This is a genomic window from Rhizobium sp. BK176 (assembly GCF_024808055.1).
Genome location: NZ_JANUBV010000007.1, coordinates 45908 through 59702, shown reverse-complemented (window position 1 = coordinate 59702; position 13795 = coordinate 45908). Strand labels below are relative to the sequence as shown.

Here is a 13795-nt window from a genome sequence, read left to right as displayed (position 1 = left end):
TCTGATGCGAGCTAGTCGATCGAAATTTTCGGATTGACTGATCAAGGGTGACAAATGTGGCGTCGTTTCTACTTGCCGCAATCCTCGCGTCTGGCCATGCGGAAAGGACGGGCTTCAGTGAAGCGGGTCCCGCGCATGAACGCGCGGGACCCTGGCTATTACGCGATGTCGACGACGAGCTTTCCGTCAACCTTGCCACCTTCAATCAACTCGTGAGCCGACATCACATTCTCGAGGGTGAAGGACCGGCCATCGAGACGCGGCATCAACTGACCATTTTCCGCAAGGCGCGTCGCTTCCCTCATGATATCCCCGTGATGTTCGCGGCCTTCGCCAGTGAGGAGCGGTATCAGCGTGAATACTCCGGAGTATGTCGCGGCCTTGAATGAGAGCGGGGCGAGAGCGTGCGTGCCCCAGCCGAGGCAGCTCACGACGTGCCCGAAGCGGGCGACCGCCTTGAACGCGGTGTCCAGGCCAGCGCCGCCAATGGTGTCGTAGACGACGTCGAAACCTCGTCCCTGCGTGTATTTGGCGACATAATCCTCGACGGTCTCCGTGGCGTAATCGATCGGCGTCGCATCGAGGCTCTTGATGTAGTAAGCCTTGCGCGCGCCATCGACAGCATAGACATCCGCGCCAAACGATTTGGCAATCTGGACTGCTACGTGTCCGACCCCGCCACCGCCACCGAGAACGAGCACCTTCTGGCCAGCCCGGATGCCGACGCGATCCACAAGGCCTTCCCACGCAGTGATGAAGATGAGGGGTAGAGCGGCCGCCTCACGCATGGAAAGGTGAGATGGCTTGATGGCCAGCAACCGTGCATCGACGGCCGCAAATTCTGCCAGGGAACCTTGTACGCCACCCACTCCGCCTGTCATGCCGTAGACCTCGTCACCGCGGCGAAATCCGGTCACGCCTGCGCCGACTTCCTCGACGACCCCAGCCAGGTCGATACCGAGGATAGCGGGGAGAGGGTGCCGGGCATGAGCGGCTGCTCCTGCCCGGATTTTCGTGTCCAGGGGATTCACGCCGCTCGCCTTCACGCGGACGAGTACCCGACCTTCGGCCGCAGTTGGTCGTGCGATCTGCGCGACTCGGAATTCGGTGCCGTGATTTTCGAGAACTAATGCTTTCATCGTGGTCATAGGATCAATCCCTTTCAGTTGATGTCCGCACTTTGATATGGAATTTTCCGCATGAAAATCATATAGATTGTATGTTGATCATGCATTTTTGAATGGGTTATCCGTCATGATGGAATGGAGCGACATCCGTCTTTTTCTTGCGATCGCGAGGGAGGGAACGTTGGGTGTGACCTTGCCCCGTTGAAATAATCCATTTTGAAGTAAGCTCTGGCCCATTGAGAGGACCAGGGAATGAAGCGCAACCGTTTCACAGACGAACAGATTATCGGCATTCTGAAGGAGCACGAGGCGGGCACGCCGGTCTCGGAGCTTTGCCGCAAGCACGGCGTCAGCGATGCCAGCATCTATAAATGGAAGGCCAAGTTCGGCGGCATGGACGTGTCCGAGGCCAAGCGGCTGAAGACGCTGGAGGACGAGAACACGAAGCTGAAGCGGCTCCTGGCGGACGCGATGCTCGACAATGCTGCTTTGAAGGACCTTTTGGGAAAGAAGTGGTGACGCCCGCAGCCCAGCGGAACGCTGTCGCGCACCTGATGAACCAACATCGGATGAGCGAACGGCGGGCGTGTAAAGCCATCGGCGTTTGCCGGATGACGGTTCGTTACGAAAGCAGCCGTATCGACGACCATGACCTTCGCGAGCGAATGAAGGCATTAGCACATGAGCGCCGCCGCTTCGGCTATCGACGCATCCATGTGCTGCTCAGACGGGAAGGACACCTTGTGAACCACAAAAGGCTCTTCCGACTCTATCGGGAGGAGAAGCTGACGGTGCGCAAACGCGGCGGCCGGAAGCGAGCGATAGGCACACGCGCACCGATGCTGATCCCGATGGCAGCCAATGATCGTTGGTCGCTGGACTTCGTGTCGGATCAACTCACCGATGGGCGCAGGTTCCGGATTCTGACGGTCGTCGATGATTGCACGAGGGAGTGCCTGGCACTCGTCGCCGATACTTCGCTTTCCGGCCTGCGCGTTGCCCGCGAGCTTGACCGGATCATCGAGGAACGCGGCAAACCCAGGATGATCGTCAGTGACAATGGCAGCGAATTCACCAGCAACGCGATCCTGCAATGGACGGATCGGACCAAGGTGGATTGGCACTACATCGCGCCTGGAAAACCCATCCAGAACGCTTTCATTGAAAGCTTCAATGGACGGCTGCGAGACGAATTCTTGAATGAAACTCTCTTCTCGTCACTGACCCAAGCTCGATTAGCGCTTTCAAACTGGCGCAGCGATTACAATGATCATCGACCGCACTCTGGACTCGGCTGGATGACACCTGCCGAGTTCGCTCATTCAATCAACCCGCGACGTGATGCGGTGCTGCGCAGCCGAAATGGCTCCGCACCGCAACCCGCCGCTACCGCCCCGAATACAGCAACCCAAAACCGCTGGAGCGAACTCAAAACTGGATAAAACTTGGGGGCAAGGTCAGGTGCGGCCGCGAGGAAGTTGGGCCTGACGCAGCCAACAATGGGAAGACGACTAAAGACTCTTGAGGCCGCGGTCGGCCACTCACTGTTCCAGCGCACACCGGACGGGTTTGTCCTGACAGATGAGGGCACCGTCGTGATGGGGCACGCGGAACGGATGGAGGAGGAGGCGCTGGCACTCCAGCGCCAGCTTGCGGGCACCGAGAACACGTTGTCCGGATCCTTGCGGATCTCGTGCTCTGACTGGTTCGGCGTTCATATTCTCGCCCCCATCCTTGCAGATTTCAAACGTGTGCATACCAACGTAATCGTCGAGATTCTCACGGATTCCAGGCTTCTGAACCTTGCGCGTCGCGAAGCGGATCTGGTCTTCCGCATCAAGCCCTTCACGGAGCCGGAAGTCATCTCACGTAAGTTGTTTCACATTCCCTATGGCCTGTATGTAGCCAAAGGATCGGACGACCCTTCGCCTGGCACTGGAGAAGGATTCAGTATGATCATTATGGACGAGGCTTTTGGTGGCATGCCCGACGTCGCCTGGCTCAAGGACCGGTTCCCGGATGCGAAGATATCTATGCGAAGCAACAATCGGGACGTTCAGGCAAGGCTATGCGCGAGTGGTGCAGGGATGGCGGTTCTTCCCAGGCCGTTGGGTGACTCGATGGACGTCTTGAAACGGGTTGAAGTGCCGAATCCTCCTCCGGGAAGGGACACCTGGCTGGGATATCACCAGGATCTTCGACGACTACCGCGGCTACGAGCCCTTACTCAGTTTGTTGGTGAACAAGCACAAACGATGCAACGGCGATATGGCGAATTTCAGCTCACTCGATATTTGATAGATTAGTGCATCGGATATGTGCGCTCGATTCGGAGAGCGACTACCCCAAATTATCCGCCAGAAAACGTCCGAGCGATTTTGCCTCGTTAGTCAAACTTACCCGACCTTTCACCAGTGCTATCTCAGACGCCGGCTGATCGTCGAAGCCATCCTCGGGGCCCAGTTGACGATGTTCGGAAAGCACCGCATCGGATGGCAACAGACTGATCCCAAGGCCCGAAGCGACCGCTGCCTGTACGCCCATCAAGCCTTGACTCGTATAGGCGATCCTCCAACGGCGACCGCTTTGCTCGATAGCCCGGATGGCCCGATCGCGATAGATGCATCCCAGCGGAAACACCGCAAGCGGCACGGGATCGGCATCAAGGGAGCGCGTGGCGCATTGTACCCAAACCAGTTTTTCCTTCCAACTGGCGAGACATTGCCCATTACCGGGCTCGCGCTTGATCAGTGCGAGGTCAATTTCGCCCGCGTCCAATTGACGTCGAAGCTCTGTGCTCCAGCCGCTGACAGTGTCGAGTCTGATATGGGGCGATGCCGCAGAAAATCCCGACAGGAGATCGATCAGGCGCCGCCCGGCAAAATCCTCCGGCACCCCAAGGCGCACGGTTCGGGGTGCCAAAGGTTTCCGCATGACTTCGGCGGCTTCCGCGGCAGTCGCGAGTATCCTGCGGGCATAGCTCAGCAGTAATTCCCCGGCCTCAGTCGTCTCGACCGTTCCGGACGATTTGTCCCGACGCAGCAGCACAGAACCAATGTTGAGCTCAAGCTTCTTGATCTGCTGGCTCACCGTCGATTGCGTCAGGTGCACCCGCTCGGCCGCCTTGGTGAAGCCGCCGCAGTCGATGACGGCGGCAAATGTTTTCAGAAGGTCCAGATCGAAGCCGAAGCTCATTTGATTTCTCGATTAGCTGTATGACGATATTTAATTTTCCAATGTTTAATGTGTTTGTCAATATCGGGCTGAATAAGGAGACAAGACATGACACTGCATGGAGCCAGACCAACATGGTTGACCTTCGATTGCTACGGAACCCTGATCCAGTGGGACGAAGGGCTGATAGCGGCGATGGACAGGATACTGTCTACAAAGGACGGCGATATCGATCAGCAAACCTTCATCGCAGTCTATGACCGTCATGAACATGCACTGGAAGAGGAGCGTCCTCACCGAACCTTTGCCGAAGTGAGCGCCCTTGCTCTGGAAAGGGCGATGGTCGAATTCGGTCTTCCGTTTGACATCGCTGATGCCGAGATCCTGACGTCATCCATTGGCAAGATGCCGCCGTTTCCGGAGGTCGTGGCAACACTGGAAAAGCTGAAGGCTGCGGGTTTCCGCCTCGCCATCATCTCGAATACGGACGACGCCATCATCGCTGGAAATGTTGCCCAGCTTGGCAGTTCAATCGACCGCGTCATCACGGCTGAGCAAGCGGGTGCCTACAAGCCCTCCGGCCAGACCTTCCGTTTCGCCTGGCAAACCCTCGGCATTGGTATGGACGATCTGGTGCACATTTGCGCCAGTCCGCATCTTGATCTCGCTGCGGCGCGCGAGCTTGGATTTCGCACGGTTTGGATCGACCGTGGCACGGGCCGCAAACCGCTTTCTGATTACCACCCGAATGCAATTGCCCCGACGCTCGACAAGGTACCTGCGATCCTTGCCGCGGCGGGCTGGATGTAACCCTGAGGAGACACGGATGGCGCATGAGCTGAATATCAAGAAGGCGAGCCACACTCCTCGTCACAATCTCCCGCTCGATGGTGAGGAGATTTGGCAAGCCAGGATCGACCTCGCCGCTTGCCTTCGCATGGCTGCTCGCCTGGGCCTTGAAGAGGGAATCTGCAATCATTTCTCGGCTGTTGTGCCCGGGCACCCCGACCTCTTCATCGTCAACCGCCTCGGCTGGGCATTTCAGGAGGCTACCGCTTCATCACTGCTGATCTGCGACTTCCAAGGCAATGTGGTCGCAGGCGATGGTGTGCCGGAGGCGACCGCCTTCTACATTCATGCGCGACTGCACAAGATGTCACCGCGGGTGGGCGCTGCCTTTCATACCCATATGCCGAATGCGACAGCGCTTAGCATGGTGGAAGGCGAGCCACTGGTCTGGGCAGGGCAGACGGCGCTCAAGTTCTACGGTCGGGTCGCGGTGGATGAAAACTACAACGGTCTCGCGCTTGATCAGAACGAGGGCGACCGAATCGCCTCAGTCCTCGGCGACAAGGATATCCTCTTCATGAAGAACCATGGCGTTATGGTCTGTGCGCCAAACATCGCCGAAGCCTGGGACGATCTCTACTATCTCGAACGTGCGGCCGAAGTTCAGTTGAAGGCGATGGGTTCGGGCCGAAGGCTCGTGCCAGTTTTACCTGCTGTTGCGGCGGAAGCGGCACGGCAGATGCGGGAAGGGGACCCCGATAGTGCCAGGATGCATCTGGAAAGCATCCGGCGGGTGCTCGATCGGCAGGCACCAGACTATAGAAACTGATGGGATTGGGGGAAGAGCAAGCATCAGTAACGTGATCGGCATTGAAGATCCGAAGAGCGTCAGCATCACGGCGATCACAAAGTGTAGCAACCACTGAAGCGACGCCTTCTCGTTGCAAGTCGCGCTTATCTTAAGCGGCATGGTGTGCCGGAAAGTGAAGAAGGACTTCGCAATCACCGCCTTCTCGACAAGCTGCATGGCAACGATCTTCTGGGATGGTCTGCCATTCTTGGCGCATCGACGGGAGAGTCTTGTGCACATGTCGTCTTCCGGTCGGACGATTTTGAAGCGCTGAACGGTGCTGCCTTGGCGGGCATGGGCATTGCGTTTTTGCCAAGCTGGGTTTGCGGACCTTTCGTCAAGTCAGGCGATCTTGTACGCCTGCCGATGTCGGGGGGAAGGTGGAATGAGAAGCCCTCCGGTATCTACCTCCTGCGTGCACTCCAGGCGCCGCCTGCCAAAGTGAAGGCATCGACGCAGACGCTGAAGGATCACGTAGGAACGCCACCTTGCTGGAGTTGACCTTGAAGCGGAAGGCTAACTCAACCGAGAGTTCTCTCGGCCCACGCGGCCGTCAACGACTGGAGGCTTGTGTGGCGAGGAGCCTGTGTGTCTCGTTAAAAGGAACCTTTGCGCCACAAGCGGTCAACCGACGCAGCTATCGAGGTGAGGCGCGGCACATGGCGATTGGTTGCCAACGGAGATCGTTGGCCTCCTGCTCCGAATGAAACCGCTCGAAAGGACTCCGCGCGGTCCCGAAGATCACCGTGATAAGAGCGCGATTGACAGACTCAATATCGGAGAAGCTCCGGTCTGAGGCGCTCACAGCGCACAGCCAGCATACAACGAGGTCAGTTGGGCTTCCAATGTGTCCATTGCACGACAGGATTTTCTGAACCATATCGTACAGAGTGTGATTGCCAATATACTAGGACTGGCAATCATGGTGGACCAAACAAGTGCTTAGCTAGACGTGCGCTTTACAGAACGTAAATCAGATCGACGCTCGTCCGACCGACCCGCCGCCATCCACAAATAGGACCTGTCCGGTGATGTAGGATGCGTCCTCGGAGAGCAGGAAGGCGATGGCCGCGGCGATCTCGTCTGGCTTTCCCAGGCGACGCATAGGAATCATCGAAAGGAATCGAGCTTCTGCCTCGCTGCCGGCGGGGGTGTTTTGCCGAAACAATTCGGTCTCGGTCGGGCCGGGCGCGACAGCGTTGACGGTCACGCCGGCCTCTGCAAGTTCCATCGCCCAGGTTCTCGTCAGGCTATTGACCGCCGCTTTCGCGGCCGCGTATCCGCTCCTGAGCGGGGTGCCGGTCGTGACGAGGCTCGTCACGTTGACGATCCTTCCCCACCTCTTCTCCAACAGGCCCGACAGGATGGCCTGGGTAGTCAGGATAGTAGGGTGGATGTTTAAGCGCAGCATGTCGTCGACGTCGGCCAGATTGATCTCCCCGACACGGTGCAGCTTGGCCATCCCGACATTGTTCACCACGCCGTCGAAGGAGTACTTCTTCGCCATATCAGCTAACGCCTCGGCGGCAGCGCGATCGTCATCCAGATCGACGGTGACCAGCTCACCGGGGAAGGTCGAGTCCTTTCCGCGTGCTATGCCGACAACCTGATGGCCGGAGTCGATCAGGCGATGGGAGAGCGCTCTACCGATGCCTTTGCTAGCGCCTGTGACGAGAAATGTTCGTGTCTTCATGTTTCTATCATTCCTTTGTGGATCGCGCGGCGTCCGACGACCTAACATCTGCCGCAGCGGGCAGAGTTGAAGGTCGCCAGGCCGCATCCATTTCCTTAGTGGGCGTGATCGCAGTCGTGCCCGCAGCGGTGAGGGTCGAGTTTCCATCGAGAACTGAAGATCGCCTTACAGATGTCGACCCGTTCGAACGCTGGATCCTTGAACGCCAGGATGTCGTCGTTGAACGTGCCGAACGTGGTTTGAGGGCGATGCTTCATTCCGTCATAGAAGGCATCGACGATGCCTTCTGCGAAGGCGGCTTCGCGAGGGTATGCCTCGATGACAGCCTCGCGCTCGGTCGGCGAAAACTCGTCGAAACCACGCCCGACAACGTCCATCCCGGCGCCCGCCTGAACCAATGCGATCTCGGGGCGCATGAATTCCGGAATGCCTGGGGTCGTGTGGAGCGCGACCGCGTTCCAAACGATCTCGGTCTGCTCTGGCGCTATCCCACGGCTTCGAAGAAAATCGGCCGCGGCATTGGCGCCGTCGACTTCGAAGCGGAGCTGGCTGCCACCGTAAAGCTCAGTCAGCCCGAGGTCGTGAAACATGCAAGCCGTGTAAAGCAATTCAGGGTCGAAGATAATTCCCTTCTTGTTTCCAGCCATTGCCCCCCAGAAGTAGACCCGGACGGAATGGTTGAACAGCAGATCGCTTTCAGTGTCGCGGATGAACTCGGTGACCTCGCGGGCAATCTTGCTCTCTGGAATGGAAACTCCTTCTAGTCTCGCGGGCACAGGGTCGTCCTCTTCAGTTGCTGCCGCAGTCTTCGCATGCCCAAGGGGAACTCCTCATCAGGCAGCAGAAGTTGCGGCGATGGAAATGAGGGTTCTTGTCCGCCATGACGTCAGCGAGACCGGTTCCCTGTGTGACCTCCGGTCGATGCTCCAGACCATCATAGAGTGCCTGGAGCAAATGCTCGGCGAAGTCTGCTCCGCGTGGATATGCTGCTTCCACGGCAGTTCGCTCGTCTTCCGTAAACCGGTTGTAGCCCGCGCCGACGAGGTCCATCATGACGCCCTCTGCGGTAAGGGCGCCTATTGGATCCAGATGCGCCGGTATACCAGGCGTTGTGTGCAGCGCGATCGCGAGCCAGACCTTCTGGATGTTCTCTTCCGAGACGCCATGGCTGCGAAGGAAATCACGCGCTGCGTTCGCGCCGTCGATTTCGAAGCGCAGTTTACTCGTACTGAAGCCGGCCGTCAGGCCGACGTCGTGGAACATGGCCGCCGTAAACAGAAGTTCGGGATCGAACTTCACGCCGTTGCGATGCCCGGCCATTGCGCCCCAAAGATAGACGCGCGTGGAGTGTTCGAACAGCAGCGTGCTCTCGGTCTCGCGAATGAACTCGCCCGCCTCGCGGGCCAGCCTGCTGTCTGGTATTCTGATTCCAGAAATGTCGGCGACGGCCATGTCTGCTCCTCCGTCAGGCCTCGAGGACCGCTTGAGGCGTGTTGCGGAAGCTGATCGCCATGCGATTGTAGCTGTTCATCAGGCTGATGGCGATCGTCAGATCGACAAGCTGCTTTTCGTCGAAGACCTGGCGCGCCGCCTCATATGCGTCGTCCGGCACGCCGGTATCTGCTACAAGCGTCACGGTTTCTGCCCAGGCAAGCGCTGCACGTTCGGCGTCGCTGAAGAGGCTTCCGCCTTCCTCCCAAGCCTGGACCAGGGCCAGCTTCTCGATCTTGACGCCTCGCTTGAGGAGTTCGCGGGTGTGCATGTCGAGGCAATAGGCGCAGTTGTTGATCTGGGAAATGCGCAGATACACGAGATCTACCAGGTCGCCCGGCAGACCGCTCTGCAGGACATAGCCGTAGACCCCGCCGAGCGCCTTTGCGCCGTTCGGAGCGACCTGATTGTAGTCGAGTCTTCTTGTCATTGTTCGGATTCCTTCTTTACTTCACGGGAGTGGTGAGTTTTGTCTCGTCCGTATCGACGACGAACACGGCCAGCAGTTTTGCGGGGGCAGTGGTGCTGGCATTGCGGCTGACCGAATGAATCGCGCCCGGCGCTTCGAACCAGCTTTCCCCCGCTTTGTAGCGGCGGACCTCGCCGTCGTTGACCTTGGATTCCACCTCTCCCGATAGGACGTAGGCGTAGATGAAAGCGGAAGGCGCGTGCGTGTGGGGGAGGGACGCGGCGCCGGGCGCGTAGTTCACCTCGACGACACGCATAGTCTTGCCTGGGATGTTGTCGATGGGCTGGGCGAACTTAGGGGTGACGCTTTCCCGTTCGGCATCGTGGGCGGGCGCAGGGGCGGCAAGCGAGACGGTAATCGCCAGTGCAGCCGCAGCGGCACTTATCAATCGTTTCATGGTCTATTCTCCTTCAGAGACGCACTTAAAATGCTCTCTTCGTGATGCAGAAAAAAGAACCAAGAATCCGAAGAAGTAGTGTACCATGATCGGATGAGTAAGCTGCTGAAATTGACCGTCGACAGGTCGGAAAAGCTTTCGTTGTCGGAGCAGATCCGAAGAGGCATCGCCAAGGCAATAGACGACGGGGTGCTTGAGCCAGGAGCAAGACTGCCCTCTTGGCAGGATCTAGCGGTCCAGCTTGGCGTCGCGCGCGGGACGGTGCGCACGGCCTACGAAAAGCTCGCCGCGGCCCAGTTGATCATCGGGTCGAGAGCCGCGGGAACCCACGTTGCCGATCGCCCCCGATCCCTTCCTAAGACAGAACTTTCGCCGATCGCAGGATCGTTCATCGAAACCTATCTGGAGATGACCCAGGGGCCGGCATTCTTCCAGATGGGCGTTCCGGCATCATCTACCATGCCATCCACGCTGCTCGCGCGAATGCGAGCAAGCGCTGTCCGCGCGGAGCTGAGTGCGCCGCCCTTGTACCCGGATCCTCGCGGAGAGCTTGAGTTGCGACGCGAAATCGCGGCGTATCTAGCTGTAGCAAGGGGCATCAACTGCTCGCCCTCGCAGGTCATCATCGCGGGCGGCTTCGCCGGCGGACTTGGACTAGCGTTAAACGTTCTCGGACTGCAGGGCCAGAGCACGTGGTTCGAGGAACCGGGATTTCCGTGGACAAGGCGGGCTTTGGAGCTTGCCCGCGTGGTCCCGGTTCCGATTCCGGTAGACGGCGAAGGCTTTAACTTCGACCACGCGATACGTCACCACCCTAAGGCGAAGCTCGCCGTACTGACGCCAGGGCAGCAGGCACCGCTAGGAGCAACACTGTCTTTGCAGAGACGCCTGCAACTTCTTGAATGGGCCGAGCGGAACGGAGCATGGATCGTTGAGGACGACTACCTCAGCGAACTCCAGTTGACCGGGCGGGCCGCTCCGGCCCTTGCCTCCATCGATACTCATGGGCGCGTCATTCACGTTGGGTCGTTCAGCAAGACTATCAGTCCGGCACTCAGGCTCGGGTTCGTCATCGCTCCCGCCGAGCTCGCAAGCAGGTTCGCCGAAGTGGCTGCCTGCCTTTCTCCACCTCCTGGTCCGTCAGTTCAGTTGGCCATCTCGGAGTTCATACGGGAAGGGCATTACCTGCGGCACCTGAGGCGGATCAAACGAGCCTATGTAGCGGCACGCCAGCCAGTTCTCGACTATTTTCGCGACGCTCTGGGTCCGGAAAAGATCTCGGCTCCGGGTCTTTCGGTACTTCTTAAGCTGCCGAAAGGTGCCCCCGATGTGGCGATCGCCAGAGATGCGCTCACCTTCGGAACGTTTCCCGCACCGCTCTCGCCCTGGTACTCGTCCGCTCGAGCGGCAGAGGCAGGGTTGCTTCTCGGGGTTGCGACAGCACCTGTGAAGAACGTGGTCCGGATCTGCGAGCGTCTGACTGAGGTGATCGCAAGGTGTTCGTAGTGCCCCTGGATTCCACGGTTCTTCAATGGGGTGGCGATCCCGATCGGACAGCGGAACAGCGATGATTAATTTAGAATTCTGCGCAAGGAGTTTTGCATGCGTTCGGTAGCCGTCGTCGTTTTTTCAGGCGTCCAGGCAATCGATGTTTCCGGGCCCATGGACGTCTTCGAAGAGGCTAACGCCTTCCTGCCGGGCGAAGACCGCTACCAAGTGGAGGTCATCGGGCCTGAGGGCATGTTCACGGCGTCGAACGGGATGCGGATGGTATCGCACCGGACATACGACGATGCAATCAACGGCTACGATCTGTTACTCGTCGCCGGAGGCCCGAGGCTGCCAGAAGATTCACCGGACAACGTCATGGTCGAATGCGTCCGGCGCCTTTCGAAGAGTGCACGCCGAACGGGTTCGGTCTGCACGGGAGCGTTCGTCCTTGGGCATGCAGGTCTCCTTGCCGGGAGACGGGTCACGACCCATTGGCAAAACGCCGACGCTCTTGCAAAGCGCTTCCCAGACACGGTGGTAGACCGCGACCGTATCTACGTTCGGGACGGCGACCTGATTACCTCGGCCGGGGTCACGGCTGGAATCGATCTTGCACTGGCCATCGTGAGGGAGGACCACGGAAGCACTGTCTCCCTGGCGGTCGCGAAGCGCCTTGTCGTTGTAGCCCAGCGCCAGGGCGGACAGTCCCAGTTCAGCCCATATCTCGTCGCGCCGTCGGATCCGACGTCTCCCTTGGCAACGATATCGGGTTTCGTGATGACAAACCTGAGGGCTCGCCTGACGGTGGACGATCTCGCCGATCAGCTCAACATGAGCCGCAGGAGCTTCGCCCGCCTCTTCGCGGAGCAGGCGCGAACGACACCGGCCGAGTTCGTTGAGAACGCGCGGCTCGATGCCGCGCGCAACCTTCTGGAAGGAAGTCATTTGGCGCTCAAAGAGATTGCCTACGAATGCGGTTTTGGATCGCCACATCGCATGCGGCAGGTCTTCTCAAGGAGGCTCGGCGTCACGCCCGGTCAGTACCGGGCGAGCTTTCAACGGCCGGACGAATGAACTCCCTGATCGATGTGGCGGCCCTGCTCAGCTTTCCCACTTCGACCCGAGGATGAGATCGGCGAAGTCCACTCTCTTGTAGGTCGGGTCCATCTTCGAGAGCACGTCGGCCTTCACGTTTCCAAAGGTGGTCTCTGGTTTTCGGATCGTTCCCATGCAGAAGGAGGACAGGATCCCGTGCTTGAACTTCAGACCTCGCGGATGGCAGGCGCAGACTTCTTCGCGCTGCTCTTTCGTGAATTCGTCGAAGCCTATGCCGAGGACGTCCATCTCGACGCCGGCCGTCACCAGGGCGACTGTCGGACGCTTGTGCTGCGGGATGCCCGGTGTCGTGTGCAGAGCGATCGAATCCCACACGTCGTCGACGTCGCGCTCTAATATGTCGTAGGCGCTCAGGAAATCCCGTGCCGCGTTCGCTCCGTCGACCTCGAAGCGTTCCGTCTCGCTCGCGTGCGAATCCATGAGCCCCATATCGTGAAACATGGCGCCAATGTACAAAAGTTCTGGGTCGTAGCTCAGGCCCTTGCGATCACCCGTCAGGGCGCCGAATAGGAAGACCCGTCGCGAGTGGTGGTAAAGCAGGTCCGTTTCGGTATCTCGAACTAGCTCCGTTGCTGCCTTCGCCATGGAGCTATCGGGAATTTTGACACCTGCAATGATGATGGGGATGTCGGTCATGTCTTTTCCTTAAAGGTTAAATTTGATGGTGCCGACAGTCGCTCTTTACGAACCCTAATTCAAACATGACGAGGATGCTGTTTGTGCCAAACAGCATCCAAAAAAGGCCAGCCGCAGCACTCTATAGTGCAGCCTTTCCAATCACCGCGCCGCCATAGAAGTGGACCGTCTGGCCGATGACGAAGGCTACTAATTGCAGGCCAGCGGGGTCCCCAGCCAGTTTTCGTAGCCGTCTTCGAATATGGTGGCTAGCCTAATGAACTGCGGCTGAGATTTCCTGATTGACAAGACGTCGCTTTTTCGTGCGGGGGCATGTCGCCGATTTGGATCGTAAAATGGGTCTGGAATGGCTTGCCTGGGAGACCTGGACTCCGCGAGGTCACCATCAAGCTCCATAGGGGAAGGCTCATGCGGAAGTTGAACGCCCGGACGCTGCCGGATCTCGTACGCATGGTAGACCTCCTGAATGATTGTGTGTCCTTGCGAGCCGAGAATACTGGCGACGGCAATAGCCGACACTTGCGTTAACCGACGACATCCATGGTGGCTCGATCGCGCGGCT

Annotated in this window: 16 protein-coding genes; 8 read left to right on the top strand and 8 right to left on the bottom strand. The window is 58.7% G+C overall.

What is annotated here, in order from left to right; genetic code table 11:
* Positions 1-158: 158 nt before the first annotated feature.
* Positions 159-1148 (bottom strand): zinc-dependent alcohol dehydrogenase family protein, encoded by a 990-nt coding sequence (locus tag FHT76_RS21190; protein ID WP_259185838.1) that lies wholly within the window; start codon positions 1146-1148, stop codon positions 159-161.
* A 231-nt stretch (positions 1149-1379) separates the two neighbouring features.
* Here FHT76_RS21190 and FHT76_RS21185 point away from each other — a divergent pair.
* Both FHT76_RS21185 and FHT76_RS21180 read left to right on the top strand, forming a co-directional pair.
* A protein-coding gene (locus FHT76_RS21185) for an IS3 family transposase (protein ID WP_259185837.1) occupies positions 1380-2569 on the top strand; the annotation gives its coding sequence in 2 pieces (ribosomal slippage) (positions 1380-1629 and positions 1629-2569; 1191 coding nt in all).
* 3 nt (positions 2570-2572) lie between these two features.
* Positions 2573-3433, top strand: a complete 861-nt coding sequence (locus FHT76_RS21180; protein ID WP_259185836.1) for a LysR family transcriptional regulator — start codon at positions 2573-2575, stop codon at positions 3431-3433.
* A 34-nt stretch (positions 3434-3467) separates the two neighbouring features.
* Here the strand turns inward: FHT76_RS21180 and FHT76_RS21175 are convergent, their stop codons facing one another.
* Positions 3468-4322 carry a LysR substrate-binding domain-containing protein gene (locus FHT76_RS21175; protein ID WP_259185835.1) on the bottom strand — a complete coding sequence of 285 codons (855 nt, stop codon included), beginning with the start codon at positions 4320-4322 and terminating at the stop codon, positions 3468-3470.
* 87 nt (positions 4323-4409) lie between these two features.
* Here FHT76_RS21175 and FHT76_RS21170 point away from each other — a divergent pair, with 87 nt between their 5' ends.
* From FHT76_RS21170 to FHT76_RS21160, 3 genes are all read left to right on the top strand, one after another.
* The gene (locus FHT76_RS21170; RefSeq protein WP_259185834.1) at positions 4410-5111 is read left to right on the top strand and encodes a haloacid dehalogenase type II; all 702 of its coding nucleotides are present in this window, start codon (positions 4410-4412) and stop codon (positions 5109-5111) included.
* A 16-nt stretch (positions 5112-5127) separates the two neighbouring features.
* Complete coding sequence (locus tag FHT76_RS21165; RefSeq protein WP_259185832.1) at positions 5128-5919, top strand: aldolase; 792 nt, start codon at positions 5128-5130, stop codon at positions 5917-5919.
* A 93-nt stretch (positions 5920-6012) separates the two neighbouring features.
* Positions 6013-6441, top strand: a complete 429-nt coding sequence (locus FHT76_RS21160) for a LysR substrate-binding domain-containing protein (RefSeq protein ID WP_405049509.1) — start codon at positions 6013-6015, stop codon at positions 6439-6441.
* Between the two features lie 472 nt (positions 6442-6913).
* Here the strand turns inward: FHT76_RS21160 and FHT76_RS21155 are convergent, their stop codons facing one another.
* From FHT76_RS21155 to FHT76_RS21135, 5 genes are all read right to left on the bottom strand, one after another.
* Complete coding sequence (locus FHT76_RS21155; protein WP_259185830.1) at positions 6914-7633, bottom strand: SDR family oxidoreductase; 720 nt, start codon at positions 7631-7633, stop codon at positions 6914-6916.
* Between the two features lie 95 nt (positions 7634-7728).
* Complete coding sequence (locus FHT76_RS21150) at positions 7729-8409, bottom strand: HD domain-containing protein (RefSeq protein WP_259185829.1); 681 nt, start codon at positions 8407-8409, stop codon at positions 7729-7731.
* 13 nt (positions 8410-8422) lie between these two features.
* Positions 8423-9085, bottom strand: coding sequence for an HD domain-containing protein (locus tag FHT76_RS21145; protein WP_259185828.1), 663 nt, complete (start codon positions 9083-9085; stop codon positions 8423-8425).
* 13 nt (positions 9086-9098) lie between these two features.
* A complete protein-coding gene (locus FHT76_RS21140) occupies positions 9099-9554 on the bottom strand; it encodes a carboxymuconolactone decarboxylase family protein (protein WP_259185827.1) in 456 nt (151 codons plus the stop codon).
* A gap of 16 nt (positions 9555-9570) precedes the next feature.
* Positions 9571-9990, bottom strand: a complete 420-nt coding sequence (locus FHT76_RS21135; RefSeq protein WP_259185826.1) for a cupin domain-containing protein — start codon at positions 9988-9990, stop codon at positions 9571-9573.
* A gap of 93 nt (positions 9991-10083) precedes the next feature.
* Here FHT76_RS21135 and FHT76_RS21130 point away from each other — a divergent pair, with 93 nt between their 5' ends.
* Entirely contained in the window at positions 10084-11496 is a 1413-nt protein-coding gene (locus FHT76_RS21130; RefSeq protein ID WP_259185825.1) for a PLP-dependent aminotransferase family protein, read from the top strand.
* Positions 11497-11592: 96 nt separating this feature from the next.
* Entirely contained in the window at positions 11593-12555 is a 963-nt protein-coding gene (locus FHT76_RS21125) for a GlxA family transcriptional regulator (protein WP_259185824.1), read from the top strand.
* Between the two features lie 27 nt (positions 12556-12582).
* On the opposite strand, the gene FHT76_RS21120 is transcribed toward FHT76_RS21125, so the two are convergent.
* A complete protein-coding gene (locus tag FHT76_RS21120) occupies positions 12583-13224 on the bottom strand; it encodes an HD domain-containing protein (protein ID WP_259185882.1) in 642 nt (213 codons plus the stop codon).
* Positions 13225-13545: 321 nt separating this feature from the next.
* Between FHT76_RS21120 and FHT76_RS41415 the strand changes: the two genes are divergently transcribed.
* The gene (locus FHT76_RS41415; protein WP_405049508.1) at positions 13546-13761 is read left to right on the top strand and encodes a LuxR C-terminal-related transcriptional regulator; all 216 of its coding nucleotides are present in this window, start codon (positions 13546-13548) and stop codon (positions 13759-13761) included.
* Positions 13762-13795 lie beyond the last annotated feature (34 nt).